Raw genomic sequence first — 22672 nt, 5'->3', positions numbered from 1 at the left:
CCGGCGACCGTCGCTGTCGAGGGGTCAACACTCCGTAACGATTGAGGGCGGCAGATGCTCCGTAAGATCAGATCCATCTGCCGCCGTTGCGACGCAGCGTAATCGTAGGCGCCGGTCGGGCGGCAGTAAAGATTTCAACTAGAGATAGCCCATTCGCCGGAGTCGGCTTAATACAACCGAGACTCTGCGCCGGGAAAACGGGCTTCGCCGTCGCAGGATGTGCGCGGCACTTAGCGTACCGCGATCAGGGCGATCGCCGTCGCTACGACGAGTGCCGATGCCGTGACAGCAAGGGATGGGTTGAGAGGTTTCGGGATTCCCGCACGGCGCAGTGCTCGTTCACGGATCGCGCCGGCGACGACGAAGGTGATCACCATGGCGCCCGCGAACACGACCGGGACGACCGCCGTCCCCCAGCCTCGCCGGGCCGCGGTGTGCAGAAGAAGGAGTGTGCAGGCAGTAGCCGCGAGCGCGGTCCGCCGCCACGCCAGTCCGGTCCGCTCCGCTTGCGCTCCGTGATCGCGCGGGCTCACGAAAAGACCACCAGCGCCGCCGCCGTCAGGGTGATCGCGAGGATCCCGGCGGTCAGCAGGATCAGCATCCCGCTCTTCGGCAACGGCCGTCCCTCGCGCATCGCGCTCTGCACCTGCCGCCAGCGGGGATACGCGCTCGCCGCGAGGACGGCGGCCAGCAGGACGCACAGCCCCGCCAGGACGGTGCTCAGCGCGCTCGGATCGGGAACCAGCTGATGGACCGCGACGCCACCGGCCAGCAGGCCGAGCGCCGTCCGGAGCCAGGCGAGGAAGGTCCGTTCGTTGGCGAGCGTGAAGCGGTAATCGGGTTCGGAGCGGCCTTCGTGCGGGCCGTTGATCTCTGCCACCTGAAGGAGACTAGGCGCTGCCCTGCGAGTCCGCGCCTTTCCTCGAATGTCCACAAGGGACGACCTTGGCGGCCTGGTGTCCGCTTGATGATTGTATGTGCGGTTTCCTGTGGGTCGTGAGTGGCGTTTCGGGTTCTAACCCGAAACGCCACTCACGACCACCCGCGCCGACCGCGTCACCTCCGCCATACCTCCTCAGTAGCCCTCGGGGACTGTGGGCTCGGGCGACGGCGTCCCGCAGATCGTCGTGCGGTCGAAGCGTGTCGCGAAAGCCACTTTCGCGACGTCTGATGTCCCGAAAGTGGCTTTCGCGACACTGGGGCGCTGAGGCTGTCAACAGGACTTACGTGAAGGAGGCTAGGCGTTCCGCCGAGCGAAGACCCACCAGCGAAGGACCGCGAAGCGCGCGATGCCGCCCACGACGCTGGCCGCGAGAAGGGCGCCCGTCTGTTCCAGCGCGGTCGGCTCGGTGATCACCGCGTCGAGCGACGCGAGCACGATCGAGCCGTACGCGGCGTAGAAGGCGAAGGTCACCAAGTCCTGGAAATGCCGCTTGCCCGCGTTGCTCTTGCGGGTGGCGAAGGTGACCCGGCGGTGGAACTCGGTGTTCCCGACGGTCGTGACCGCGAGCGCGACCAGATTGGCCACCTGAGGGCCGAGGGCCGGCTGCAGGACAAGGAACAGCACCGCCTGCAGGCCGGTGGCGGCGACGCCGGCGACGACGTACCAAGCGGCATGGTTGCCGAGTTCGTGATGCCGCTCCGGCGCGCGCCGGATGATCCGGTGCCCTGGCGCCCACCTGGTGGTGGTCATACCGACGACGCTACTCCTTGTTTCACAAACTTGTGAAGGTAATGAACCACCTGAGAAAGTGTGATCCCCGCGACAGCGTCGCCGTTTGGCCTGCGAAGACGCCGGGTAAGCCACAGGGACCGGGTCGAGTACAGCATGTCCCGGCCAACGTCCGACCAGGAGGGAGCGGCCGATGAGCGACCGTGAGACCGCGGAGCCGGAAACGTTGGATCCCAGCGAGGCACTCGACGAGGACGAACTCCGCGTCGACCCGCTCGAGGAAGGTGTCGAGCCACCCGAGCACTGGAGCGGGGCAGACCGCTTCGGGACCACGCCCGCGGAGATCCGCGAAGGAGAGTCGCACGCCATGCGGCTGGCCGAGGAGGAGCCGGACGTCGGCGAGAAGTGATCTTCACTCAGACGGCGGGCCATGCCGACAGCCCCTAGCGTGGTCGGTCAAGTGCAAGACCGCGACGAAGGAAGGGCAGAGATGCTGACAGTCACCGAAGCCGCCGCCGAGGCGATCACCGCACTGACCGGGCAGGAGAACGGCCAGGACGGGGGCGGCCTGCGGTTCGCGATGCATTCGCAGCAGGGGGACAGCCCCCAGCTCGCGGTTTCCGTCGCCCCCGAACCGGAAAGCGGCGACAAGGTCCTCGGCGCCGACGGCGGACCGAAGGTGTTCTTGGAGCCGGAAGCGGCCGAGTTGCTCGACGACAAGGTGCTCGACGTCCAGCAGGACGAAACCGGCGAAGTCGCCTTCGCCGTACTCCCGCAGGCTCAGCCCCAGCCTGGTAGCTGAGCCCCGCGGGTTCTAAGACTTCTTCGCGCGCCGGTCGCGGTTGTCGCGGTCCGCGAAGGCCTCCTTGAGGGATCCAGAGTCCCTCAGGGAGGCCTTCACGGACCCGACGGCTCAAGCCCGGGCCCAGGCGCGGACCAGCTCGCCGGCCCGTTCGCGCAGGAGCTCCGCCGCGTGCGCACGTGCGTGGTCGAGCGAAGGCGCGTGGTCGATCAGGGCGGCGCTGCCCACGACACCGAGGCCGGCGAGCTGGCTCTGGTCCAGCTGGATCCGCCCGGCCAGCACCATCAGCGGCACCGCGTGCTCCCGCGCGCGGGCCGCGATACCCGCCGGGGCCTTGCCGTCGAGGCTCTGCTCGTCCAATGAGCCCTCGCCGGTGATGACGAGGTCGGCGCGTTCGATGGCGCCGGCGACCCCGGTGAGCCCGGCGATGAGCTGGAAACCGGATTCGACGCTCGCGCCGAGTCCGGCGATGGCGCCCGCGGCGACCCCGCCGCCCGCGCCCGCTCCGGGAAGATCGGAGACGTCGGGGGTCCCGGCGTTCCGCAGCGCCTGCGCCCAGCGGGACAGGGACGCGTCGAGCTGCTCGACCTCGCGCGGGCCCGCGCCCTTCTGCGGGCCGAAGATCGCCGCCGCGCCACGGGGACCGAGCAAGGGGTTCGTCACGTCGGTGGCGACGGCGACCTCGACGGAGCCGAGCCGTTCGCGCACCGGGCCGAGTTCGGCCAGCGCGACGCGGCCCAGTGTGCCGCCGCCGAGCCCCACCGGCGCGTTGAACGCGTCGAAGACCCCGGCGCCCAGTGCCGCCAGCATCCCGGCGCCGCCGTCGGTGCTCGCCGTCCCGCCGACGGTCAGCACCAGGCGCCGCGCGCCGTTGTCGAGCGCGTGCGCGAGGAGTTCGCCGACGCCCCAGGTGTGCGCGGCCAGCGCCACTTCCGGTCTCGGCTCCACGAATTCGATACCGCACGCGCGGGCCGATTCGACGTAGGCCGTTCCGTCGAGCAGCACGTAGCTCGCGTCGACGGTGTCGTCGAGCGGTCCGCGGACCGGGAGTTCCACGAGACGGCCACCCGCCGCGACGAGGACGTCGAGCGTTCCCTCGCCGCCGTCGGCGACCGGGCAGGAGGAGACCTCGGCTCCGGGCAGCGCGTCGCGGACGCCGTCGGCGATCGCCTCCGCGGCCTCGACCGCGGTCAGGCTTCCCTTGAACTTGTCGGGCGCGATGACCACGCGAGTCATGGACGAACCTCCGTCAGCGGGTTTCCGCCGGTGAGCACCGACGCGACGTTCTCGGCCGCGAGCACGGCCATGGCGGTACGGGTCTCGACCGTCGCCGATCCCAGATGTGGCGTCAACACGACGTTTTCGCGGTTCAGCAGGCGCGGTTCGACGTCGGGCTCGGCCTCGAACACGTCGAGACCCGCCCCGGCGATCTCGCCCGCTTCGAGCGCGTCGGCCAGCGCGGCCTCGTGGACGACGGGGCCGCGGGTGGTGTTGATCAGGTACGCGCCCGGTTTCATCGACTGCAGCGCGTCCGCGTCGATGAGGTGCCGGGTCTCCGGCGTGAGCGGGCAGTGCAGCGACACGACGTCGGAGCTTCGCAGCAGCTCGTCGAAGGTCACGTACTTCGCGCCCAGCGTCTTCTCGACGTCCTCGGCGGCCCGCGACCGTCCTGAGTAGACGATCCGCATCCCGAAACCGAGCGCCCGCCGCGCGACCGCCTGTCCGATCTGGCCGAGCCCGACGATCCCGAGCGTCTTGTCCTGCAGTGAGGAACCGAGCAGGAAACCCAGATGGAACGACCACGGGGTGCGCGAGCGGATCAGCCGTTCGCCCTCGCCGAGCCGCCGGGTGACCGCGAGGATCAGCCCGAACGCCAGATCCGCGGTGGCGTCGGTGAGCACGCCGGGGGTGTTGGTGACGGTGACCGCGCGCTCGGACAGCGCAGCGACGTCGACGTTGTCGTAGCCGACGGCCACGTTCGCCACGACCTTCAGCCCGGGGCCCGCCGCGTCGGCGACCTCGCCGTCGAGCCGGTCGTGCAGCATGCCGACGATCCCGGACGCGCCGCGGACGAACTCGAGCAGCTCGTCCCGCGTCAGCGGCCGGTCGGCGCGCGACAGTTTCACCTCCCCGGCTTCCGCCAGCACCTTCAGCGCTTCGTCGGGGATCCACCGGGTCACCGCGATCTTCGAGGTCACGTCCTCAGCCTAGTGCGCGGCGGTTGGTATCCCAAATGTGGAAATCCCCGCTATGAGGGAGGCGCTTCCCCTGCGCGGGGGAGTCGTCACGGCCGGGCGCGCCGGGATGGTGATGAATGCGGAAAGGCTCCGCGAACAGGGGATTCCAGGGGTGGAAGATGAAACGATCACGAGAACTCGCCGCAGTCGGCGCCGCGTTGGTCCTCGCCACGACGCTCGTCGCGGCCGGCCCGGTGTCCGCCGCGGAGGAGGGCAAGCCGTCCGAGCCGAGCCTGGTGGGAAGCGCGAAGCTGCTGCGCAAGGACGGCCAGGACGTCCGGTTCGCCTTCGACGCGCACGGTCTCTTCCCGGAGAGCAGGGGGACCTTCCGGGTGAGCCACGCGGGCGAAGGGTTCTCCGCCTACTTCCGGGGCAGGATCGACTGCCTGGTCGTCGGCGGCCCGGTCGCCGTGGTCACCGGCATCGTCGAGGACACGGACGTCCCCGGCCTGATGGACCGGCGGGTCGGGATGACGGTGTACGACGACGGCAGGCGCGACCGGCTCGGCTACAGCTGGGGGCCGGATCCCGAGAACAAGCAGATCGTGCCGCCGTGCCTGAGTACCGCGACCTTCGAACGGGTCGAGAGCGGTGACTTCAGGGCCGTCGAATGGTTCCCGCCCGGCAGCGGGATCGGCTGATCACAGGAGTTCGGCCACCTTCTTCGCGGTCTCCTTCGCCGATCCCGGGTTCTGTCCGGTGACGAGGTTGCCGTCGACCACCGCGTAGGAGACGAAGGGCAGCTTCGCCTTTTCGTAGAGCGCGCCGCGCTTCTTCATCTCTTCTTCGGCGTTGTAGGGCACGAGCTTGTCCACCTTCGCGAGGACTTCCTCACGCCACGCGAAACCGGTGACCTTGCGTCCCGCGACAAGGTACGAGCCGTCGGACAGCTTCGTGTTCAGCAGGCCGCAGTAGCCGTGGCAGACGGAGGAGACGATGCCGCCGCGTTCGAAGATCTCCCGGGTGATCCGCTGCAGCTCTTCGCTGTCCGGGAAGTCGTACATGACCGCGTGGCCGCCGGTGAAGTAGATCGCGTCGAAGTCCGCCGAGTCGATCTCGCCGGGCGCCGCGGTGTTCTCCAGCAGCGCCATCCGCTCCGGATCGGCATGCCAGGCCTTGGCGGTCTTGTCGTAGCTGGGGAATTTCAGCGAGCGGGGTTCGAGCGGCGATCGTCCGCCCTGGGGGCTGACGATCGCCTGCTCGAAGCCTCGTCCGGCGAAGACGTGGTAGGCGTGGGTGAGCTCGGAGAGCCACAAACCCGTGGGGTGCGACGGATCGTCGTAGTGACCGACGTTGGTGACGACGTGCAGAACGCGTTTGGTCATTTGCGGGCCTCCTGTTCCCGGACGGAGGTGGGGACCGGCATGTGGAGGGCGAGTTGTCCCTCGGTCATCACGTCGAAACGGATCGGGCGGCGGGGTTCGAGCGAGCGGACGTCGTCGGAGAGCCTGCCCTCGCCCAGCCGGAGGGCGACGCCGCGCGGGAACGTCGCGCCGCCCGCCGAAAGGACGTTCGTCTGGCTCAGTGTCGCATGCCACGCGTCCCCGATGGTGGTGTACGACGTGAGGCTCGAGACCTGCTCGCCGGACCGGTGCGCGGTCTGGCGCGGTGTCGCCGCCGAAAGGGCGAAGTCGGTCTCGCCGCGGTCGTTCGCCACGTGCGCTTCGGTGCGCTCGGCATCGATGTCGACGTCCAGACGCGTCACCCATTTCGGGAATCCGTAGCCGTCGTGGCCGCGGACCTGGGCGATTTCGCTGCTGACCGGCAGTGACAGCACGTACGAGTGAAGGTGCTCGTTCTTGAGCCCGGTCACGAGGTCGAAGAACCCGAACCGGCCATGCCGGGCGGGCCGGACTGCGATGCCCACGGCGGCCTCGGTGTAGAAGTCGATGTCGCAGACGTCGTACCGGAACACCATCACCGACACCAGGCCGAGGCCGGGCGCGACCTCCAGCGGCGAAAGCTCTGCTGGGAGGCGGCGCCGGATCGCCCGGGAAGGCGCCGTCAGCGTCAGCCGGGCCGTCGCGATCCGGTAGTAGAAGTTGGGCGTCAGCGTCGGCCCGATCGGTGAGTCGACCCGCGCCTTGGGGAGCCGCCGGAAGAAGCCGACGCCGCTCACACGCGGATCGGCGGCGACGGTGTCGAGGTCGGTGTCCATCCGGTAGCGGTCGTACAGCCCGCCTTTCGGGACGTCGACCGAGCGTCCGCCCAGCTCGACGGTGACCGTGTCTTGAGCCATCGGATCTCCAATGTTTACGGTGCTTACATCGGCCACTGTAAGGGCTGATGTGAGCACTGTCAACACCGGTCAGCGCGGCCGTGCCGCCAGGATCGCGGTGAAGGCGGCGCGCACGTGCTCGGCGACCTCGTCGTCCGACTCCACCTGGAGCTTGCCGTCGAGGAACAAGTACGCCAGCCCGTGCGCCAGCGCCCAGCCCGCCGAGGCGAGCGCGTCCGACGGCTCGGAGAACACGCGCGCCATCGCCAGCCGCAGGAGTTCGTGGATGTCGGCCGCCGCTTGGACGCGCTCCTCGCTTCCCGTGTCGCAGGCGTTCCCGAACATCAGCCGGAACAACGCCGGGCGGCGCAGGGCGAAATCGACGTAGGCGACCGCGAGTTCCGCCAGGTCCGCCGCCGACGCCGGAAGCTCGCGTCCCTTCGAGAGGTCTTCCTTCAGGTCGCGCAAGCCTTGCGCGGCCAGGGCCGACTCCAGGGCGTCCCTGTCGGCGAAGTGCCGGTACGGCGCTGTCGCCGAGACGCCGGCTTCGCGGGCGACGGCGCGCAGGGAGAACTGCTCGCCGGCTTCGAGCATGCGCATCGCCGTGGTCAGCAACGACGCCCTCAGGTCGCCGTGATGGTAGCCACTCTTCGTCGATGTTGACACTGCTTACATTCCCTTCCTAAGCTTATGTGAGCAATGTAAACATACGCGTTCGGGAGCAACGATGTCATCCGCAGTCGAGAAGATCTCCTCGCCGGTGTTCGAACCCTTCACTCTGCCCAACGGCTCGACGCTGCCGAATCGCCTGGTGAAGGCCGCGATGGAGGAGAACATGGCGAGCCGCGGGCAGGTGCCCGGCAAGCCGCTGTTCGAGCTGTATCGCCGATGGAGCGAAGGCGGGGCCGGGCTGCTCATCACCGGCAACGTCATGGTCCACGCGGAGGCGCTCACCGGCCCGGCCGGTGTCGTCCTCGACGCGCGCTCCCCGCTGGAACCGTTCCGCGAGTGGGCGTCGGCCGCGAAAAGCGGGGGCGCGCGGGTGTGGATGCAGATCAACCACCCCGGACGTCAGGTCGGGGCGGACATGCCCGGCGTCGCCTGGGGGCCGTCGGCCGTCCGGGTGGACATCGGCAAGAACAGCAAGCGGTTCGCCGTCCCGGTCGAAATGTCCCCGCGGCAGATCGAGGAGACCGTGGCGCGGTTCGCCGAGACCGCCCGCCGCGCCGAAGAGGCCGGCTTCGACGGGGTCGAAATCCACGCGGCGCACGGTTATCTGCTCTCCCAGTTCCTTTCCCCGCTGGCCAATCGTCGTGAAGACCGGTGGGGCGGCAGCCTGGAGAACCGGGCGAGGCTCCTGCTCGACGTCGTCCGCGCGGTCCGTGCCGTCGTGGCGCCCGGATTCGCCGTCGCCGTCAAGCTCAACTCCGCCGACTTCCAGCGTGGTGGCTTCGACGCCGACGACGCCGCGTCGGTCATCGCGATGCTCGCGCCGCTCGGCGTCGACCTGGTCGAACTCTCGGGTGGCAGCTACGAGAGCCCGGCGATGACCGGGCAGTCCGGCGACGATCGCACCCGTGCGCGGGAGGCCTACTTCCTGACCCTCGCCGAACAACTCGTGCGGACGAGCGCGGTGCCGCTGATGCTGACCGGCGGCGTGGTCCGCAGGCCGGTCGCGGAAGAGGTACTGGCGAGCGGGGTCGAACTCGTCGGCATGGGCAGCGCGCTGGCCGTCGATCCCGGGCTGCCCGCCAAGTGGCGGCACGACGAGGACGCCAAGGTGACACTCGAGCCGGTCCGGATCGGCGACAAGGCCGTCGCGTCCGCCGCGGGCATGGCCCGGGTCCGGCGGCAGCTGCGCCGTCTCGGTGCGGGGCGGCCGACGAAGCCCGGCATCGACCCGAAACTGGCCCTGGTGGTGGAAACGGTGCTGCAGGCCGTCGCGCTTCGCCGATACCGCGGCTGGCTGCGCGGTCGCGCGAGCTGATCCGGATTCACCGGGTCGAAGCAGTGTCACGGGCCACTCGGCTGTGCTAAGTTCATATGTAGAACATGTGTGCGCGATACGAACAAGTGCTTCGAACCAAGCCGGGAGTGGGGATGGCTGAGCTGCTGTCGTTGAAAGAGGCCGTGGCACGGCTGGTGCACGACGGGGACACCGTCGCGCTCGAGGGCTTCACGCACCTCATCCCCGTGGCCGCCGGACACGAGATCATCCGCCAGCGCCGCACCGGCCTGACGCTGGTCCGCATGACCCCGGACATCGTCTACGACCAGCTCATCGGCGCGGGCTGCGCGAGCAAGCTGATCTTCTCGTGGGGCGGCAACCCCGGGGTCGGCTCGCTGCACCGGTTCCGTGACGCCGTCCAGCATTCGTGGCCGGTACCGCTGGAGATAGAGGAACACAGTCACGCGGGTATGGCGAACCGGTACGTCGCCGGCGCCTCGGGTCTGCCGTTCGCCGTCCTGCGCGGGTACACCGGCACCGATCTCGCCGCGCAGACCGACACGATCAAACCCATCACCTGCCCGTTCACCGGTGAGCGGCTGGCCGCCGTGCCCGCCCTCAACCCGGACGTCACGATCGTCCACGCCCAGCGCGCCGACCGGTCCGGCAACGTCCAGATCTGGGGGATCACCGGCGTGCAGAAGGAGGCGGTGCTCGCGGCGAAGCGGTCGCTCGTCACCGTCGAGGAGATCGTGGACGAGCTGGAACCCCGGCCGGGCGCGATCGTGCTGCCGTCTTGGGCCGTCACCGCCGTGGCCGAGGTGCCCGGTGGCGCGCGGCCGTCGTACGCGGCGGGCTACTACGAACGGGACAACGACGCCTACCAGGCATGGGACGCGATCGGCCGGGACCGGGAGAGCTTCACCCGCTGGCTCGGCGAGCTGACGGGAGTGAAGGCATGACCGAGTACACCTCCGACGAGATGATGAGCGTCGCCGCCGCTCGCGCGCTCGGCGACGGGATGTCCTGTTTCGTGGGCATCGGCCTGCCGAGCACGGCTGCGAACCTGGCCCGCCGCGGGCACGCGCCGAACCTGACGCTCATCTACGAATCCGGCTGCCTCGGCGCGAAGCCGAGCAGGCTCCCGCTGTCCATCGGCGACGGCGAACTCGCCGACACCGCGGACGCCGTGGTCAGCGTCCCCGAGGTCTTCAACTACTGGCTCCAGCCCGGCCGGATCGACGTCGGTTTCCTCGGCGCCGCCCAGCTGGACAAGTTCGGCAACATCAACACCACCGTCATCGGCCCGGACTACGCCAATCCCAAGGTGCGCCTGCCAGGGGCGGGTGGCGCCCCGGAGATCGCCGCCTCCTGCCGGGAGGTGTTCGTGGTGCTCCGACAAAGCCCTCGCACGTTCGTCGAGAAGGTCGACTTCGTGACCTCGTTCGGCCATGGCACCGGCAAGGGCGACCGCGAGCGTCTCGGCCTCCCCGGCGCCGGGCCGACGCTGGTGGTCACCGACCTCGGCCTGATGCGGCCCGACCCGGAGACCGCCGAGCTCACGCTCACCGAAGTACACCCCGGGGTCGAGGTCGATCAGGTCGTCGCGGCGACCGGGTGGAAACTGAAGGTGGCAGGCGACCTGGGAACCACCCCGGCGCCGACCGAGGCAGAACTCCGCATCCTCCGAGACCTCACAAGGGCGAGCGCATGACCGACGTCTTCCTGTTCGACGCCATCCGTACCCCGTTCGGCAAGTACGGCGGCGCCCTGTCCGGCGTCCGCCCGGACGACCTCGCCGCCACCGTCCTGCGGGCGCTGGCCGAGCGCAACGACCTCGACCCGGCCGCCGTCGACGAGGTGGTGCTCGGCGACGCCAACGGCGCCGGCGAGGACAACCGGAACGTCGCGCGGATGGCGGCGCTGCTCGCGGGCTGGCCGACGAGCGTGCCCGGCGCCACGGTCAACCGCCTGTGCGGCTCCGGTCTCGACGCCGTCATGCAGGCCAGCCGGTCGGTCCAGGTCGGCGACGCCTCGCTCGCCGTCGCGGGCGGGGTCGAGTCGATGAGCCGTTCGCCGCTGGTCATGCAGAAGCCGGAGAAGGCCTTCCCTGCGGGCAACCAGACGCTCTACTCGACCGCGCTGGGCTGGCGCATGGTCAACCCGAAGATGCCCGGGCAGTGGACGGTCTCGCTCGGCGAGTCCACCGAGCAGCTCGCCGAGCGCTACGGCATCGGCCGCGACGAGCAGGACGCGTTCGCCGTGCGCAGTCACGTCAACGCCGCCCGCGCCTGGGACGAGGGGTTCTACGACGACCACGTCGTCCCCGTCGAGGGAGTCGAACTCACCCGCGACGAAGGTATCCGGCCGGATTCCAGCCCGGAGAAGCTCGCGAAGCTGAAGCCGGTGTTCCGTCCACAAGGGACGGTCACGGCCGCGAACGCGTCGCCGTTGAACGACGGCGCCTCCGCGCTGCTGCTCGGTGACGAGGCGGCGGGCAAGCGGCTCGGCAAGGCGCCGCTGGCCCGGATCGCCGGCCGGGGCGCGGCGGGCGTCGACCCGGACGTCTTCGGCATCGGCCCGGTGCGCGCGGCCGAGATCGCCTTGGAGCGGGCCGGGATCGGCTGGGAGGACTTGGCCGCCGTCGAACTGAACGAGGCCTTCGCCGCGCAGTCGCTGGCCTGCCTGCGGGACTGGTCGAAGCTCGACCCGGAGATCGTCAACGTGAACGGCGGCGCGATCGCGATCGGGCATCCGCTGGGCGCCTCCGGCGGCCGGATCCTCGGCACACTCGCCCACCACCTGCGCCGCACCGGCGGCCGGTGGGGACTGGCCGCCATCTGCATCGGCGTCGGCCAGGGGCTGGCCGTCGTCCTCGAAGCCCACTGAGTCGCGCTGGAGGAACAGCATGTCCGCACCCGCAGAACTGAGGCTCCCGCGCTACCGGCGCGATCCCGACGGCACGCATCCACCGCTCGGCTACCCCGGCTACCGGTCGACGGCGCTGCGGCATCCGAAAGAGCCGTTGATCGTGCTCCCACATCTGCTGACCGAGGTCACCGGTCCCGCGCTGGGGCCGGGCCGGATCGGCGAATTCGACAACGACCTCACCAAGGGACACGCGGGGGAGCCACAGGGCCAGCGGATCATCGTCACCGGGCGGCTGCTCGACGGCGACGGGCGGCCGATCCGCGATTCGCTCGTGGAGATCTGGCAGGCGAACGCGGGCGGCCGGTACCGGCACACCGGGGACCGCTGGCCGTCCCCGCTGGACCCCAACTTCGACGGCGCGGGCCGGACGCTCACCGACTCCGAAGGGCGCTACACCTTCACCACCATCAAACCGGGCGCGTATCCGTGGAAGAACCACGACAACGCCTGGCGGCCGGCACATATCCACTTCTCGGTGTTCGGCAGCGCGTTCACCCAGCGGCTGGTCACCCAGATGTACTTCCCGGAAGACCCGCTGTTCTCGCAGGACCCGATCTTCAACTCCATCCCGGACGAGAAGGCCCGGCAGCGGATGATCGCGCGTTTCGATCTCGACCGCACGGAAGCCGAGTGGGCGCTGGCCTTCCAGTTCGACATCGTCGTGCGCGGCCGCGAGGCCTCGGTCTTCGAGGACGAGGAGGACGAGCACTGATGCCGGAGACGACGCCTTCCCAGACCGTCGGCCCGTACCTGTCCATCGGCCTGCCCTGGCCGGACGGACCGGACGTCGTCCCCGCGGACGAGCCCGCCGCGGTCCGGATCCACGGCCGCGTCCTCGACGGCGCGGGCGAACCGGTGCCGGACGCGATGATCGAGACCTGGCAGGCCGACGCCGACGGCCGGTTCGATCACCCCGACGACCCGCGCGGAGCGGTCGCGAGTGGGTTCCGGGGCTTCGGACGCTGCCCCACCGATCCGGGCGGCCACTACGAGATCCGGACGATCATGCCCGGTTCGCTGCCCGGTCCGGCCGGCAGCACGCAAGCGCCGCATATCGACGTCTCGGTCTTCGCCCGCGGACTCCTGCACCGGGTGGTCACCCGGATCTACTTCGAGGACAACGACAACTCCGGGGATCCGGTGCTGGCGTCGGTCCCGGAGGCCCGCCGGGGAACCTTGGTCGCCACCAAGGACGGCGACGGTTACCGGTTCGACATCCGGTTGCAGGGCGAGGGGGAGACGGTGTTCTTCGATGTCTGAGCCGGTGTACAGCGTCGCGGAAGGGCCCGCGGACGGCCCCGTCGTGGTGTTCAGCGGATCGCTCGGCAGCGATCACCGCATGTGGGAACCGCAGGTGAAACCCTTGGTGGAGCAGGGTTTCCGGGTGATCCGGTACGACACCCGCGGGCATGGCGCGTCACCCGTCCCGCCCGGGCCGTACACCCTCGCGGACCTCGGCGGCGACCTGATCGCGCTGCTCGACGAGCACGGGGCCGAGCGTGCCCACGTCGTCGGGCTCTCGCTCGGCGGGATGACCGCGATGTGGCTCGGGGTGAACGCACCGGACCGGATCGCGAGCCTCGTGCTGTGCTGCACGTCCGCGAAGCTCGGGCCGCCGAGCATGTGGGCGGACCGGGCGAAGACGGTCCGCGAGCAGGGCACCGCCGCGGTCGCCGAGGCCGGGGTCGGCCGCTGGCTGACCGCCGGGTATGCCGCCGCCCACCCCGAGCGGGCCGCGTACCTGCGCGAGATGATCGCCGGCGTTCCCGCCGAGGGTTACGCGTCGTCCTGCCAGGCCATCGAAACGATGGACCTCGTCGGTGACCTGCCCAAGATCGCGGCGCGGACCCTGGTGATCGCCGGGGCCGAGGATCCGGCCACCCCGGTCGAGCACGCCGAGGTGATCGCGGGCGGCATCCCCGACGCGCGGCTCGAAGTCGTCGAAAGCGCCGCGCATCTCGGGAGCTTCGAACAGCCCGAGCGGTTCACCGCGTTGATCCTCGAACACCTGGAGGCCGCCCGATGACCGACGACACCTACGAGACCGGCATGAAGGTGCGCCGCGAGGTCCTCGGGGACGAGCACGTCGATCGGGCGGTCGCCCGCACCACCGAGTTCAGCCGCCCGTTCCAGGACTACATCACCCGGGGCGCCTGGGGATCGGTCTGGTCGAGGGACGGGCTCGACCGCAAGACCCGCAGCTGCGTCACCCTGGCCGCGCTCACCGCGCTGCACGCCCACGACGAGCTCGCGATGCACGTCCGCGCCGCCGTCCACAATGGACTCACCGCGCAGGAGATCTCCGAGGTCCTGCTGCACACCGCCGTGTACGCGGGTGCCCCGGCCGCCAACGCCGCGTTCGCCGTCGCGCAGCGGGTCCTGGCCGAACTCGGTGAGCCTGCCGCCCAGGAAAAGGGAGGCGGCTAGGACGCGTCCGGTAACTCTGTCCGCGGTCTTCGCGCCCAAGCGGTCCCTGACGGCACGGGCAGTTCAGCCGAGTACAACCCGGTACGAGGCTGAACCGCCCGCACCGTCAGGAACCACTTGGATCACGAAGCCCATCGAACAGAGTTACCGGACACGTCCTAGGGTTCTCATATGGACGAAGGCGAGGTGACCGAGCGCGGGGCGCATCATGTCCAGTCGCTGGAGCGCGGGCTGGCCGTGATCAAGGCGTTCAACGCGGACGCGGCGGAACTCACCCTGAGCGACGTCGCCCGCGCGACCGGGCTCACCAGGGCGGCCGCCCGCCGGTTCCTGCTCACCCTCGTCGATCTCGGGTACGTCCGCACGGACGGCAAATACTTCTCGCTCACCGCGCGCGTCCTCGAACTCGGCTACTCGTATCTGTCGAGCCTGTCACTGCCGGAGGTCGCCCAGCCGCATCTGGAGCGGCTCTCCGCCGAGGTGCACGAGTCGAGCTCGGTCTCCGTGCTCGAACTCCCGGACATCGTCTACGTCGCCCGGGTGGCCGTTTCGCGGATCATGACGGTCAGCATCAACGTCGGCACCCGCTTTCCCGCCCACGCGACGTCGATGGGGCATGTCCTGCTGGCCGGCCTCGATGACGCCGACCTGCGGGAATACCTCGCCGGGGCGAGGCTCGACAAGCTCACCGCGCGCACCAAGAGCAGACCGGACGAGTTGAGCGCCGAGCTGGTCAGGGTCCACGAGCAGGGCTACGCGATGGTCGACCAGGAACTCGAAGAGGGTCTCCGCTCGATCGCCGCGCCGATCCACGACCGGCAGGGCAGGGTCGTGGCCGCGGTCAACCTCTCCACCCACGCCAGCCGAACCACCCGTGAGTCGGTCGAACGGGAACTGCTGCCGCCGTTGCTCGCGGCGGCACGCGCCATCGAGACCGATCTGGCGTCGGCGCCGCCCTCCAAAGCGCGGCATGGCTGAGGTCGCCGGGCTGCTGCTCGCGGCCGGAGCCGGGCGCCGGTTCGGCGGGCCGAAGGCGCTGGCCGTCCTCGACGGCGAGCCGTTCGTCGTCCGGTCGCTGCGCGTGCTCACCGACGCGGGTTGCGCGCCGATCCGGGTGGTGCTGGGTGCCGCGGCCGCGGAAGTCCGCGCGATCCTGCCCGCCCCCGAGGCCGCTGTCGTGGCCGAAGACTGGGAGTCCGGCATGGGCGCGTCCTTGCGCGCCGGCCTGAGGGCGCTCACCGGAACCGATGCCGAAGCCGTCGTCGTGCATCTCGTGGACCTGCCCGGCGTCGGCGCCGAAGTGGTCCGCCGGGTCGCCGCCGGGGCCGGCGAAGTCACCGTCGCGCGTGCCGCGTACGAAGGCGTTCCCGGTCACCCCGTCGTACTCGGCCGCCGATGGTGGCCGGAGATCGTCGCGGGCGCGTCCGGGGACAAGGGCGCCCGGGACTGGCTCAAGGGACGCCAGGACCTGCGGCTCGTCGAATGCGGCGACCTCGGCAGCGGGCACGACGTGGACCGCCGCGAGGATCTTCCGGGCTGATCTCCGGCTCACAGACGTCGCGAAAGCCACTTTCGCGACGTCTGATGTCCCGAAAGTGGCTTTCGCGACACCGTCCAGTCGTCGTCAGCGGGCGACATCGGCCACCGCCGCGAGGATCTTCCGGGCTGATCTCCGGCTCACCGAGGCTTACGATCGGCACGTGACCGTCGAATCGCCCGAGAAACTGGCCGAAGCCCTCGAAACGGTCGGCTATCTCGCCGACGACGGCATCGCCACGGCCGGGTTCCTCGCCGTGGCGCTCGGCCGCCCGCTGTTCTGCGAGGGCGAACCGGGCACCGGCAAGACCTCGCTCGCGCTGGGACTGGCCGAAGCGCTCGGCATGCCGCTCATCCGGCTCCAGTGTCACGAGGGGATCGACGCGGCGCAGGCACTGTACGAATGGGACTTCCCCCGCCAATTGCTGCATCTGCGGGCGCTGGAAGCCGCCGGTGACGGCGGCCTCGACGTCGAGACCGCCGAACAGTCCCTCTACACCGAGCGTTTCCTGCTCTCCCGGCCGTTGCTGAAGGCGTTGCAGACCGCGCCGTGTGTCCTGCTGGTCGACGAGATCGACCGCGCCGACGACGAGTTCGAAGCCTTCCTGCTACAACTCCTCGACGAGAACGCGGTGACGATCCCCGAGTTCGGCGAGGTGCGCGCCGAGCATCCGCCGCTCGTGGTGCTCACCTCCAACCGGACGCGGGAGGTGCACGACGCGCTGAAGCGCCGTTGTCTCTATCACTGGCTCGAACATCCGGACCTCGGCCGCGAAATCGAGATCCTGCGCCGCAAGATCCCGAACCTTGGCGAGGCGCTCGCGACACAGGTCGCGACGGCGGTGCAGCGGCTTCGCGCGATGGAGCTGCTGAAACCGCCTGGCGTGGCGGAATCCCTCGATTGGGCGCAGGCGCTCCTCGCGCTCGGGATGTCCGAATTGGACGCCGCGACCGCCGCCCGGACCCTCGGTTCGGTGCTCAAGTACAGCGAAGACCTGGACAGGGTCCGGGCCAAGCTGGACAAACTGCTCGCCTGAGCGTCAGCGGCGCCGCAGCGACGCGTCGAGCAAGGCGGGCGGGGTGTCGTGCTTCTCCTCCGGGGCCAGGTCGGTGCCCGGGGCCACGATCTCGTCGATCGCGTCGAGGACGTCGGCGGAGAGCACGGTGTCCGCGGCGGCGAGTTGCGACTCGAGGTGATCCAGCGTGCGGGGGCCGATGATCGCGCTCGTCACCCCCGGATGCGCGACGACGAAGCCGAGTGCGAGCTGGATCAGAGTCAGCCCGGCCTGATCGGCGACCTTGATCAGCCGTTCGACGGCTTCCAGCCGGGCCCGGTTGGCGGGCCGCGTCAGATCGAAACGCTGGGGCATGACCGCCGAGCGGTTCGTGCTGATCTCGCGGCCTTCCCGGACCGCGCCGGACAGCCAGCCGGACGCCAGGGGGCTCCACGCGAGCACGCCCATCCCGTATTCCTCGGTCACCGGCAGGACCTGCGATTCGATCCCGCGCTGGAGGATCGAGTAGCTCGGCTGCTCGGTGACGTAGCGGCCCGTACGGAGTTCGTGGGCGGCCCACTGGGCCTGCACGATGCGATAAGCGGGGAACGTCGACGAACCGAAGTAGCGGATCTTCCCCGCCTGCCGCAGATCCGTCAGCGCGGAAAGGGTTTCCTCGTCGCTGGTCTTCGGGTCCCAGCGGTGGATTTGGTAGAGGTCGACGTGGTCGACGCCGAGGCGGCGCAGGCTGTCGTCCAGTTCGGTGACCAGCCAGCGACGGGAAGCGCCCTGGTGGTTGCGCTCGTCACCCATCGGCATGCTCGCCTTCGTGGCCAGCACGATGTCCTCACGGCGGCCCGCGATGGCCTTGCCGACCATCTCCTCCGACTGCCCGGCGCTGTACATGTCCGCGGTGTCGATCAGGTTGACACCGGCGGCCAAGGCGGCGTCGACGATGGCGGTGGCCTCGTCCTGGGTGGTGCGCCCGATCGCGCCGAAGTTCATCGCGCCGAGCGCGAGGGTGCTGACCTGCACGCCGGTCCTGCCCAAGGTGCGGTACTGCATGACGATGTCCTCCATGGCAAAATAAGCAAGCGGAACACTGCTCCGCTAACGATACGGAGCAGTGTTCCGTTTGGCAAGCCCGCTGGCAGAGGAGTGGCGTGATGAGTGAAGAGGGCACCAAGGCCAAACGCGCGGACGCCCGCCGCAACGAGAAGACCCTGCTCGACGCCGCGGCCGCGGTCTTCGTCACCTCGGGCGTCGAGGCGCCGGTCCGCGACATCGCGGCCAAGGCCGGCGTCGGGATGGGCACGATCTACCGGCATTTCCCGACCAGGGCCGACCTCATCGTCGCCGTCTACCGGCATCAGGTCGACGCGTGCGCCGAAGCGGGGCCGGAACTGCTGGCGTCGAGCGACTCCCCCTATGAGGCGTTGCGGCGCTGGATCGACCTCTTCGTCGATTTCCTGGTCACCAAACACGGGCTGGCGGCGGTGCTGCAGTCCGACAACGCCGGATTCGAGACGCTGCACACCTACTTCCTCGACACCCTCCTGCCGGTGTGCGCCCGGCTGCTCGGCGCGGCGGCGGAAGCGGGGGAGATCCGCTCCGATCTCGAGGCGCTCGAAGTGATGCGCGGCGTCGGGAACCTCTGCATCGGCGCCGAAAGCGATCCGCGCTACAACGCGCGCAAGATGGTCGGGGTGCTCGTGGCGGGACTTCGCGAGAGGTAAGGCAAAGGGTGGCGGTGTCGCGAAAGCCACTTTCGGGACATCAGACGTCGCGAAAGTGGCTTTCGCGACACGCGTCGGCCAGGAGGCGGCCTCTCGACAGGACCTAGGTCCATGGCGGCGGCGCCATTCCGCGCGCTACAACTCGACCATGGAACGTACACAGTGCTGTGTGGTGGGGGGCGGTCCGGCGGGGATGGTGCTCGGGCTCCTGTTGGCGCGGGCCGGGGTCGAGGTCACCGTTCTCGAAAAGCACCACGACTTCTTCCGCGATTTCCGCGGTGACACGGTGCATCCGCCGACGCTGATGCTGCTCGACGAACTCGGGCTCGGTGCGCGTTTCGCGGAATTGCCGTCGCGACGGCTGGAGAAGATGCGGTTGCTGATCGGCGGCGCGACCATCGTCGCCGCCGATTTCAGCCGAATTCCGGGGCCGCACAAATACATCGCGATGGTTCCGCAATGGGATTTCCTGAACCTGCTCGCCGGAGCCGCGGCCGAGGAACCGACGTTCACCCTGCGAATGGGAGCCGAAGTGCTCGGCCTGCGCGAGGGCGGCGGCGTGCGTTATCGCGACGCCGACGGTGAGGAACGCGAACTGGCCGCACCGCTCGTGGTCGGCTGTGACGGCCGGGACTCGCTGATCCGCGCCGAGGCGGGGCTCGTGCCGAAGGAGTACGAGGTGCCGATGGACGTCTGGTGGGTCCGGGTGCCGAAACTCGAGGACACCGGCAAGGAAGCGCAGGTGTTCGGCCGGTTCGAGGGCGGGCTCGCCGGGATGACCATGGACCGCGGCGACTACTTCCAGACGTCGTACCTGATCCGGAAGGGGCAGGACGCCGCGCAGCGCGCCGAAGGGATCGACAGGTTCCGGGAGCGGATCGGCGGCCTGTTCGGCTGGAACGACCGGCAAGTGAACGAGATCCGCGGCTGGGACGACGTCAAACTGCTGAAGGTGCGGATGTCCAAGCTGCCGCGCTGGTACTCCGGCCGGGTGCTCTGCATCGGCGACGCCGCGCACGCGATGTCACCGGCCGGCGGAATGGGGGTCAACATCGCGGTGCAGGACGCGGTGGCGGCCGCGCGGATCCTCGCCGCCCCGCTGCTGCGCGGGACACTGACCGCCCGGGATCTCGCCCGCGTGCAGCGACGGCGATCCGTGATCGTCTCGCTCGCCCAGAAGCAGCAACTGGAGGAGCACAAGAGGCTCATCGAGCCCGCTCTCGACGGGACGCTGAACGAGCGGACCGTGCCGTTGCCGCTTCGCGTCTCGGACCGGTTCCCGCGGCTCATCGCCCTCGCGGCCTTCTTGGGCGGCATGGGCCCCTTGCGCGAAAAGACCCCCGTCTTCGCCCGCCGCTGACGCGCGTTTCGTCCTCTGGATGCGGTACTTGCGCGTGCAAGTACCGCATCCAGAGGACGAAACGCGCGCACAATGGAGGAGTGAGCGATCCACTGGCGGGCTTCGTCGGCTTCGCGGAGGCATTGCGCGAAGCCGGTTTGCCGTGCGACGCGCACCGAGTGCAGGCGTACCTCGGAGCCGTCGGCGAGATCGACCTGGCCGATCCGGACCAGCTGTACTGGGCCGGGCGGTTGACGCTGTGCGCGGATCCCGACGACCTGCCGCGCTACGACGCCGCGTTCGACGGCTGGTTCACCGAAAAGGAAGCCGGACCACGGCGGCGAAGCCGGGAAGCGGCCCCGAAGCGAGCCAGGATCGCCACGCTCGCGCAGGCGGGCCAAGGCGAGTCCGCCGCGGAGCCCGACGAACTCCGCGTCGCGGCGAGCGACGAAGAGATCCTGCGGCACCGCGATCTCGCCGAGCTGAGTGTCGCCGAACGCGCCCACCTGCGGGAACTGCTCGCGAAACTGCGCCCGGCGCTCCCGGTGCGTCCGTCCCCACGCCGTCGCGCCGCCCGGCGGGGCACGCTCGATCCGTCGCGCACGCTCCGCGCGATGCTGGCCGGGGGCGGCGAGCCCGTGCGCTTGGCGTACCGGCGGAAGGGGAGCAAACCGCGCCGCGTCGTCCTCCTGATCGACGTCTCCGGCTCGATGGGGCCGTACGCCGACTCCCTGCTGAGGTTCGCGCACGTCGTGGCGCGGTGCGCTCCCGGCCGGGTCGAGGTGTTCACCCTGGGCACCCGGCTCACCAGGGTCTCCCGGCAGCTCCGGCTGCGCGATCCCGAGCACGCGATGCTCGCCGCGGCCGCCGCGGTCCCCGATTTCGCGGGCGGGACCAGGCTCGGCGAGACCTTGCGGGCGTTCCTCGACCGGTGGGGACAACGCGGTGTGGCCAGGCGATCCGTGGTCACCGTGTTCTCCGACGGCTGGGAACGGGGCGACCCCGGCCTGCTCGGCGAGCAGCTCGCGAGGCTGCGGAGGCTCGCGCACGTCGTATTCTGGGTGAATCCGCACGCGGGGCGGGCGGGTTACGCTCCCGTGCAGTCCGGCATCGTGGCCGCGCTCCCGCACCTCGATCGGCTGCTCGCCGGGCACAGTTTGGCCACATTGGAACGACTTCTCGTGGAGATCGCCGATGCGTGACGTACTGGACGAACTGCACCGCCGCTGGGCGGCAGGCGAGACGGTGGGGGTCGGCACGGTGGTGGCGACGTTCTCGTCGGCGCCGCGGAGCCCCGGCGCGGCGATGCTCGTCGCCCCGGACGGCACGGTCACCGGCAGCGTCTCCGGTGGCTGCGTCGAGGGCGCCGTCTACGAGCTCGCGCAGCAGGTGGTCGCCGAACGCGCGCCCGTGCTGCAGCGCTACGGCGTGTCCGACGACGACGCCTTCGCCGTGGGGCTGACCTGCGGCGGGATCATCGACATCTACGTCCAGCACATCGACCGCGACTCGATGCCGGAGCTCGGTGACGTCGTCGAATCGGTCCACAGTGGACAGCCGGTCGCCGTGGTCACGGTGATCGAGCACGAGCGGGAGGGCATGGTCGGCGAGCATCTCGTCGTCTGGCCGGATCGTGTCGCGGGTTCGCTCGGTTCCTCGCGCATGGACGACGCCGTCGTCGACGACGCGCGCGGCATGCTCGCCGGCGGCCGCACGGGCACCCTGCACTACGGGCCGGACGGGCAGCGCCGCGGCGAGGGGATGACGGTCTTCGTCAACTCCTTCGAGCCGCCCGCGCGCCTGCTGGTCTTCGGCGCGATCGACTTCGCCGCCGCGATGGCGAAGATGGGCGCGTACCTCGGCTACCAGGTCACGGTCTGCGACGCGCGGCCCGTGTTCGCGACGAAGAGCCGGTTCCCCGACGCCGACGAGGTCGTCGTCGACTGGCCGCACCGCTACCTCAAGGCCGAAGCCGACGCCGGCCGGGTCGACGGCCGGACCGCGATCGCCGTGCTCACCCACGACCCGAAGTTCGACGTTCCGTTGCTGGAGGTCGCGTTGCGCCTCGACGTCGGCTACGTCGGCGCGATGGGCTCGCGCAAGACCCACGACGACCGGTTCGCGCGGCTGCGCGAGGCCGGGGTCACCGAGGCGGAGCTCGAAAGGCTGTCATCGCCGATCGGCCTCGACCTCGGCGCGCGGACCCCCGAGGAGACCGCGGTGTCGATCGCGGCCGAGATCATCGCGCTGCGGTGGGGCGGTTCGGGCTCGCGGCTCGCCGAGCTCAGCGGCCGGATCCACGGCTGACACCGGGCACCGGCACCGCCTGGCTCGATTTGACCACCTCGAACGCGGGCAGGGTCTCGAACCGTTTGACGTGCTTGTCGAACAGCTTCCTGGACAGGTACCGGCTCGCCTTGAGATCCGGGGTGAGCAGCACGACGACGTAGTCCCACTGCCCGACGATGCTGTAGCAGTGCTGGACGCGGGGCTCCGCCAGCATCCGCTCGCGGAAGGCCGTGTGGCGCTTTTCGTCGTCGTCGGTCAGTGCGACCAGGATGACCGACGTCATCCCCGCGCCCAGCGTCTCCGGATCGAGCACGGCGACCTCGGCGCGGATCACGCCCGCGGCGCGCAGCCGGGTCAGCCGCCGCTGCACCGCGCTGGGGGAGAGGCCGACGGCGTCGCCCAAGTCGTGCAGGGGGCGCGCCGCGTCGGCCTGGACGAGGTCGAGCAGCAGATGGTCGATCTCGTCGAGAGGCACGCAAGATTTTTGCACGCGGGCGGGAAAATTTACAATCGGCATGATCGGCCTCCGGCCTAGCTTGAGG

At 70.0% G+C, this 22672-nt stretch carries 27 protein-coding genes and 1 pseudogene; 18 read left to right on the top strand and 10 right to left on the bottom strand.

Annotation, left to right across the window (positions count from 1 at the left end; all coding sequences use genetic code 11):
• Positions 1–230: 230 nt before the first annotated feature.
• From ACZ1DY_RS32185 to ACZ1DY_RS32175, 3 genes are all read right to left on the bottom strand, one after another.
• Positions 231–533 carry a DUF202 domain-containing protein gene (locus ACZ1DY_RS32185; RefSeq protein WP_257485109.1) on the bottom strand — a complete coding sequence of 101 codons (303 nt, stop codon included), beginning with the start codon at positions 531–533 and terminating at the stop codon, positions 231–233.
• The gene (locus ACZ1DY_RS32180) at positions 530–880 is read right to left on the bottom strand and encodes a YidH family protein (protein ID WP_465481889.1); all 351 of its coding nucleotides are present in this window, start codon (positions 878–880) and stop codon (positions 530–532) included. The genes ACZ1DY_RS32185 and ACZ1DY_RS32180 overlap by 4 nt, the downstream gene beginning before the upstream one ends.
• 357 nt (positions 881–1237) lie before the next feature.
• Positions 1238–1693, bottom strand: coding sequence for a GtrA family protein (locus tag ACZ1DY_RS32175; RefSeq protein WP_465481888.1), 456 nt, complete (start codon positions 1691–1693; stop codon positions 1238–1240).
• Between the two features lie 172 nt (positions 1694–1865).
• On the opposite strand from ACZ1DY_RS32175, the pseudogene ACZ1DY_RS32170 reads away from it, so the two are divergent.
• Positions 1866–2066 (top strand): annotated as a pseudogene (locus tag ACZ1DY_RS32170) (hypothetical protein); the annotation flags it as partial.
• 96 nt (positions 2067–2162) lie between these two features.
• The gene (locus ACZ1DY_RS32165) at positions 2163–2474 is read left to right on the top strand and encodes a hypothetical protein (protein ID WP_016336340.1); all 312 of its coding nucleotides are present in this window, start codon (positions 2163–2165) and stop codon (positions 2472–2474) included.
• Between the two features lie 111 nt (positions 2475–2585).
• Here ACZ1DY_RS32165 and ACZ1DY_RS32160 read toward each other — a convergent pair whose 3' ends face one another.
• Both ACZ1DY_RS32160 and ACZ1DY_RS32155 read right to left on the bottom strand, forming a co-directional pair.
• Positions 2586–3710 (bottom strand): glycerate kinase, encoded by a 1125-nt coding sequence (locus tag ACZ1DY_RS32160; RefSeq protein WP_465481887.1) that lies wholly within the window; start codon positions 3708–3710, stop codon positions 2586–2588.
• On the bottom strand, positions 3707–4672 hold the full coding sequence (locus ACZ1DY_RS32155) for a 2-hydroxyacid dehydrogenase (protein ID WP_465481886.1): 966 nt from the start codon (positions 4670–4672) through the stop codon (positions 3707–3709). The genes ACZ1DY_RS32160 and ACZ1DY_RS32155 overlap by 4 nt, the downstream gene beginning before the upstream one ends.
• Before the next feature lie 158 nt (positions 4673–4830).
• On the opposite strand from ACZ1DY_RS32155, the gene ACZ1DY_RS32150 reads away from it, so the two are divergent.
• Positions 4831–5352, top strand: coding sequence for a hypothetical protein (locus ACZ1DY_RS32150; protein ID WP_465481885.1), 522 nt, complete (start codon positions 4831–4833; stop codon positions 5350–5352).
• On the opposite strand, the gene ACZ1DY_RS32145 is transcribed toward ACZ1DY_RS32150, so the two are convergent.
• From ACZ1DY_RS32145 to ACZ1DY_RS32135, 3 genes are all read right to left on the bottom strand, one after another.
• On the bottom strand, positions 5353–6036 hold the full coding sequence (locus ACZ1DY_RS32145; RefSeq protein WP_465481884.1) for a type 1 glutamine amidotransferase domain-containing protein: 684 nt from the start codon (positions 6034–6036) through the stop codon (positions 5353–5355).
• Positions 6033–6950: an acetoacetate decarboxylase family protein gene (locus tag ACZ1DY_RS32140; RefSeq protein WP_465481883.1), complete on the bottom strand. Its 918-nt coding sequence runs from the start codon at positions 6948–6950 to the stop codon at positions 6033–6035. Before ACZ1DY_RS32140 ends, ACZ1DY_RS32145 begins: the two co-directional genes overlap by 4 nt.
• 69 nt (positions 6951–7019) lie before the next feature.
• Positions 7020–7595: a TetR/AcrR family transcriptional regulator gene (locus ACZ1DY_RS32135; RefSeq protein ID WP_465481882.1), complete on the bottom strand. Its 576-nt coding sequence runs from the start codon at positions 7593–7595 to the stop codon at positions 7020–7022.
• Positions 7596–7656: 61 nt separating this feature from the next.
• Here ACZ1DY_RS32135 and ACZ1DY_RS32130 point away from each other — a divergent pair, with 61 nt between their 5' ends.
• The 11 genes from ACZ1DY_RS32130 to ACZ1DY_RS32080 all read left to right on the top strand — a co-directional run bounded on the left by ACZ1DY_RS32130 (position 7657) and on the right by ACZ1DY_RS32080 (position 16808).
• Positions 7657–8916 (top strand): NADH:flavin oxidoreductase/NADH oxidase family protein, encoded by a 1260-nt coding sequence (locus ACZ1DY_RS32130; RefSeq protein ID WP_465481881.1) that lies wholly within the window; start codon positions 7657–7659, stop codon positions 8914–8916.
• A gap of 113 nt (positions 8917–9029) precedes the next feature.
• A complete protein-coding gene (locus ACZ1DY_RS32125) occupies positions 9030–9839 on the top strand; it encodes a CoA transferase subunit A (RefSeq protein WP_192742710.1) in 810 nt (269 codons plus the stop codon).
• Positions 9836–10591 (top strand): CoA-transferase subunit beta, encoded by a 756-nt coding sequence (locus ACZ1DY_RS32120; RefSeq protein WP_126733496.1) that lies wholly within the window; start codon positions 9836–9838, stop codon positions 10589–10591. The genes ACZ1DY_RS32125 and ACZ1DY_RS32120 overlap by 4 nt, the downstream gene beginning before the upstream one ends.
• Positions 10588–11766 carry a thiolase family protein gene (locus ACZ1DY_RS32115; RefSeq protein ID WP_465481880.1) on the top strand — a complete coding sequence of 393 codons (1179 nt, stop codon included), beginning with the start codon at positions 10588–10590 and terminating at the stop codon, positions 11764–11766. Before ACZ1DY_RS32120 ends, ACZ1DY_RS32115 begins: the two co-directional genes overlap by 4 nt.
• A 19-nt stretch (positions 11767–11785) precedes the next feature.
• Complete coding sequence (pcaH, locus tag ACZ1DY_RS32110) at positions 11786–12520, top strand: protocatechuate 3,4-dioxygenase subunit beta (RefSeq protein WP_126733494.1); 735 nt, start codon at positions 11786–11788, stop codon at positions 12518–12520.
• Positions 12520–13068 carry a protocatechuate 3,4-dioxygenase subunit alpha gene (pcaG, locus tag ACZ1DY_RS32105; protein WP_465481879.1) on the top strand — a complete coding sequence of 183 codons (549 nt, stop codon included), beginning with the start codon at positions 12520–12522 and terminating at the stop codon, positions 13066–13068. The genes pcaH and pcaG overlap by 1 nt, the downstream gene beginning before the upstream one ends.
• Positions 13061–13834, top strand: a complete 774-nt coding sequence (gene pcaD, locus ACZ1DY_RS32100; protein ID WP_465481878.1) for a 3-oxoadipate enol-lactonase — start codon at positions 13061–13063, stop codon at positions 13832–13834. The genes pcaG and pcaD overlap by 8 nt, the downstream gene beginning before the upstream one ends.
• Positions 13831–14235 (top strand): 4-carboxymuconolactone decarboxylase, encoded by a 405-nt coding sequence (pcaC, locus tag ACZ1DY_RS32095; RefSeq protein ID WP_126733491.1) that lies wholly within the window; start codon positions 13831–13833, stop codon positions 14233–14235. The genes pcaD and pcaC overlap by 4 nt, the downstream gene beginning before the upstream one ends.
• A 171-nt stretch (positions 14236–14406) precedes the next feature.
• Positions 14407–15213 carry an IclR family transcriptional regulator domain-containing protein gene (locus ACZ1DY_RS32090; RefSeq protein WP_465481877.1) on the top strand — a complete coding sequence of 269 codons (807 nt, stop codon included), beginning with the start codon at positions 14407–14409 and terminating at the stop codon, positions 15211–15213.
• Positions 15206–15775, top strand: a complete 570-nt coding sequence (locus ACZ1DY_RS32085; RefSeq protein WP_465481876.1) for a nucleotidyltransferase family protein — start codon at positions 15206–15208, stop codon at positions 15773–15775. Before ACZ1DY_RS32090 ends, ACZ1DY_RS32085 begins: the two co-directional genes overlap by 8 nt.
• Positions 15776–15935: 160 nt before the next feature.
• Positions 15936–16808: an AAA family ATPase gene (locus tag ACZ1DY_RS32080; protein ID WP_465481875.1), complete on the top strand. Its 873-nt coding sequence runs from the start codon at positions 15936–15938 to the stop codon at positions 16806–16808.
• A 3-nt stretch (positions 16809–16811) separates the two neighbouring features.
• On the opposite strand, the gene ACZ1DY_RS32075 is transcribed toward ACZ1DY_RS32080, so the two are convergent.
• On the bottom strand, positions 16812–17831 hold the full coding sequence (locus ACZ1DY_RS32075; RefSeq protein ID WP_465485736.1) for an aldo/keto reductase: 1020 nt from the start codon (positions 17829–17831) through the stop codon (positions 16812–16814).
• Between the two features lie 101 nt (positions 17832–17932).
• On the opposite strand from ACZ1DY_RS32075, the gene ACZ1DY_RS32070 reads away from it, so the two are divergent.
• The 4 genes from ACZ1DY_RS32070 (at position 17933) to ACZ1DY_RS32055 (ending at position 22148) form a co-directional block, all read left to right on the top strand.
• Positions 17933–18502: a TetR/AcrR family transcriptional regulator gene (locus tag ACZ1DY_RS32070; protein ID WP_465481874.1), complete on the top strand. Its 570-nt coding sequence runs from the start codon at positions 17933–17935 to the stop codon at positions 18500–18502.
• A 148-nt stretch (positions 18503–18650) separates the two neighbouring features.
• Positions 18651–19862: an FAD-dependent oxidoreductase gene (locus tag ACZ1DY_RS32065; RefSeq protein ID WP_465481873.1), complete on the top strand. Its 1212-nt coding sequence runs from the start codon at positions 18651–18653 to the stop codon at positions 19860–19862.
• A gap of 80 nt (positions 19863–19942) precedes the next feature.
• Positions 19943–21043: a vWA domain-containing protein gene (locus ACZ1DY_RS32060; RefSeq protein WP_465481872.1), complete on the top strand. Its 1101-nt coding sequence runs from the start codon at positions 19943–19945 to the stop codon at positions 21041–21043.
• On the top strand, positions 21036–22148 hold the full coding sequence (locus tag ACZ1DY_RS32055) for an XdhC family protein (protein ID WP_465481871.1): 1113 nt from the start codon (positions 21036–21038) through the stop codon (positions 22146–22148). The genes ACZ1DY_RS32060 and ACZ1DY_RS32055 overlap by 8 nt, the downstream gene beginning before the upstream one ends.
• On the opposite strand, the gene ACZ1DY_RS32050 is transcribed toward ACZ1DY_RS32055, so the two are convergent.
• Complete coding sequence (locus tag ACZ1DY_RS32050; protein ID WP_034321136.1) at positions 22126–22605, bottom strand: Lrp/AsnC family transcriptional regulator; 480 nt, start codon at positions 22603–22605, stop codon at positions 22126–22128. The two genes, ACZ1DY_RS32055 and ACZ1DY_RS32050, sit on opposite strands and share 23 nt — an antisense overlap.
• Between the last annotated feature and the right edge of the window lie 67 nt (positions 22606–22672).

The sequence above is a fragment of the Amycolatopsis sp. PSD-21 genome (genome assembly GCF_055561455.1).
This window is presented reverse-complemented; position numbering and strand designations above follow the sequence as displayed.

Coding starts and splice junctions, on each gene's coding strand:
- ACZ1DY_RS32175 (WP_465481888.1), bottom strand. CDS start 1,693: ATGACCACCACCAGGTGGGCGCCAGGGCACCGGATCATCCGGCGCGCG.
- ACZ1DY_RS32165 (WP_016336340.1), top strand. CDS start 2,163: ATGCTGACAGTCACCGAAGCCGCCGCCGAGGCGATCACCGCACTGACC.
- ACZ1DY_RS32160 (WP_465481887.1), bottom strand. CDS start 3,710: ATGACTCGCGTGGTCATCGCGCCCGACAAGTTCAAGGGAAGCCTGACC.
- ACZ1DY_RS32150 (WP_465481885.1), top strand. CDS start 4,831: ATGAAACGATCACGAGAACTCGCCGCAGTCGGCGCCGCGTTGGTCCTC.
- ACZ1DY_RS32145 (WP_465481884.1), bottom strand. CDS start 6,036: ATGACCAAACGCGTTCTGCACGTCGTCACCAACGTCGGTCACTACGAC.
- ACZ1DY_RS32140 (WP_465481883.1), bottom strand. CDS start 6,950: ATGGCTCAAGACACGGTCACCGTCGAGCTGGGCGGACGCTCGGTCGAC.
- ACZ1DY_RS32130 (WP_465481881.1), top strand. CDS start 7,657: ATGTCATCCGCAGTCGAGAAGATCTCCTCGCCGGTGTTCGAACCCTTC.
- ACZ1DY_RS32125 (WP_192742710.1), top strand. CDS start 9,030: ATGGCTGAGCTGCTGTCGTTGAAAGAGGCCGTGGCACGGCTGGTGCAC.
- ACZ1DY_RS32120 (WP_126733496.1), top strand. CDS start 9,836: ATGACCGAGTACACCTCCGACGAGATGATGAGCGTCGCCGCCGCTCGC.
- ACZ1DY_RS32115 (WP_465481880.1), top strand. CDS start 10,588: ATGACCGACGTCTTCCTGTTCGACGCCATCCGTACCCCGTTCGGCAAG.
- pcaH (WP_126733494.1), top strand. CDS start 11,786: ATGTCCGCACCCGCAGAACTGAGGCTCCCGCGCTACCGGCGCGATCCC.
- pcaG (WP_465481879.1), top strand. CDS start 12,520: ATGCCGGAGACGACGCCTTCCCAGACCGTCGGCCCGTACCTGTCCATC.
- pcaD (WP_465481878.1), top strand. CDS start 13,061: ATGTCTGAGCCGGTGTACAGCGTCGCGGAAGGGCCCGCGGACGGCCCC.
- pcaC (WP_126733491.1), top strand. CDS start 13,831: ATGACCGACGACACCTACGAGACCGGCATGAAGGTGCGCCGCGAGGTC.
- ACZ1DY_RS32090 (WP_465481877.1), top strand. CDS start 14,407: ATGGACGAAGGCGAGGTGACCGAGCGCGGGGCGCATCATGTCCAGTCG.
- ACZ1DY_RS32085 (WP_465481876.1), top strand. CDS start 15,206: ATGGCTGAGGTCGCCGGGCTGCTGCTCGCGGCCGGAGCCGGGCGCCGG.
- ACZ1DY_RS32075 (WP_465485736.1), bottom strand. CDS start 17,831: ATGCAGTACCGCACCTTGGGCAGGACCGGCGTGCAGGTCAGCACCCTC.
- ACZ1DY_RS32070 (WP_465481874.1), top strand. CDS start 17,933: ATGAGTGAAGAGGGCACCAAGGCCAAACGCGCGGACGCCCGCCGCAAC.
- ACZ1DY_RS32065 (WP_465481873.1), top strand. CDS start 18,651: ATGGAACGTACACAGTGCTGTGTGGTGGGGGGCGGTCCGGCGGGGATG.
- ACZ1DY_RS32055 (WP_465481871.1), top strand. CDS start 21,036: ATGCGTGACGTACTGGACGAACTGCACCGCCGCTGGGCGGCAGGCGAG.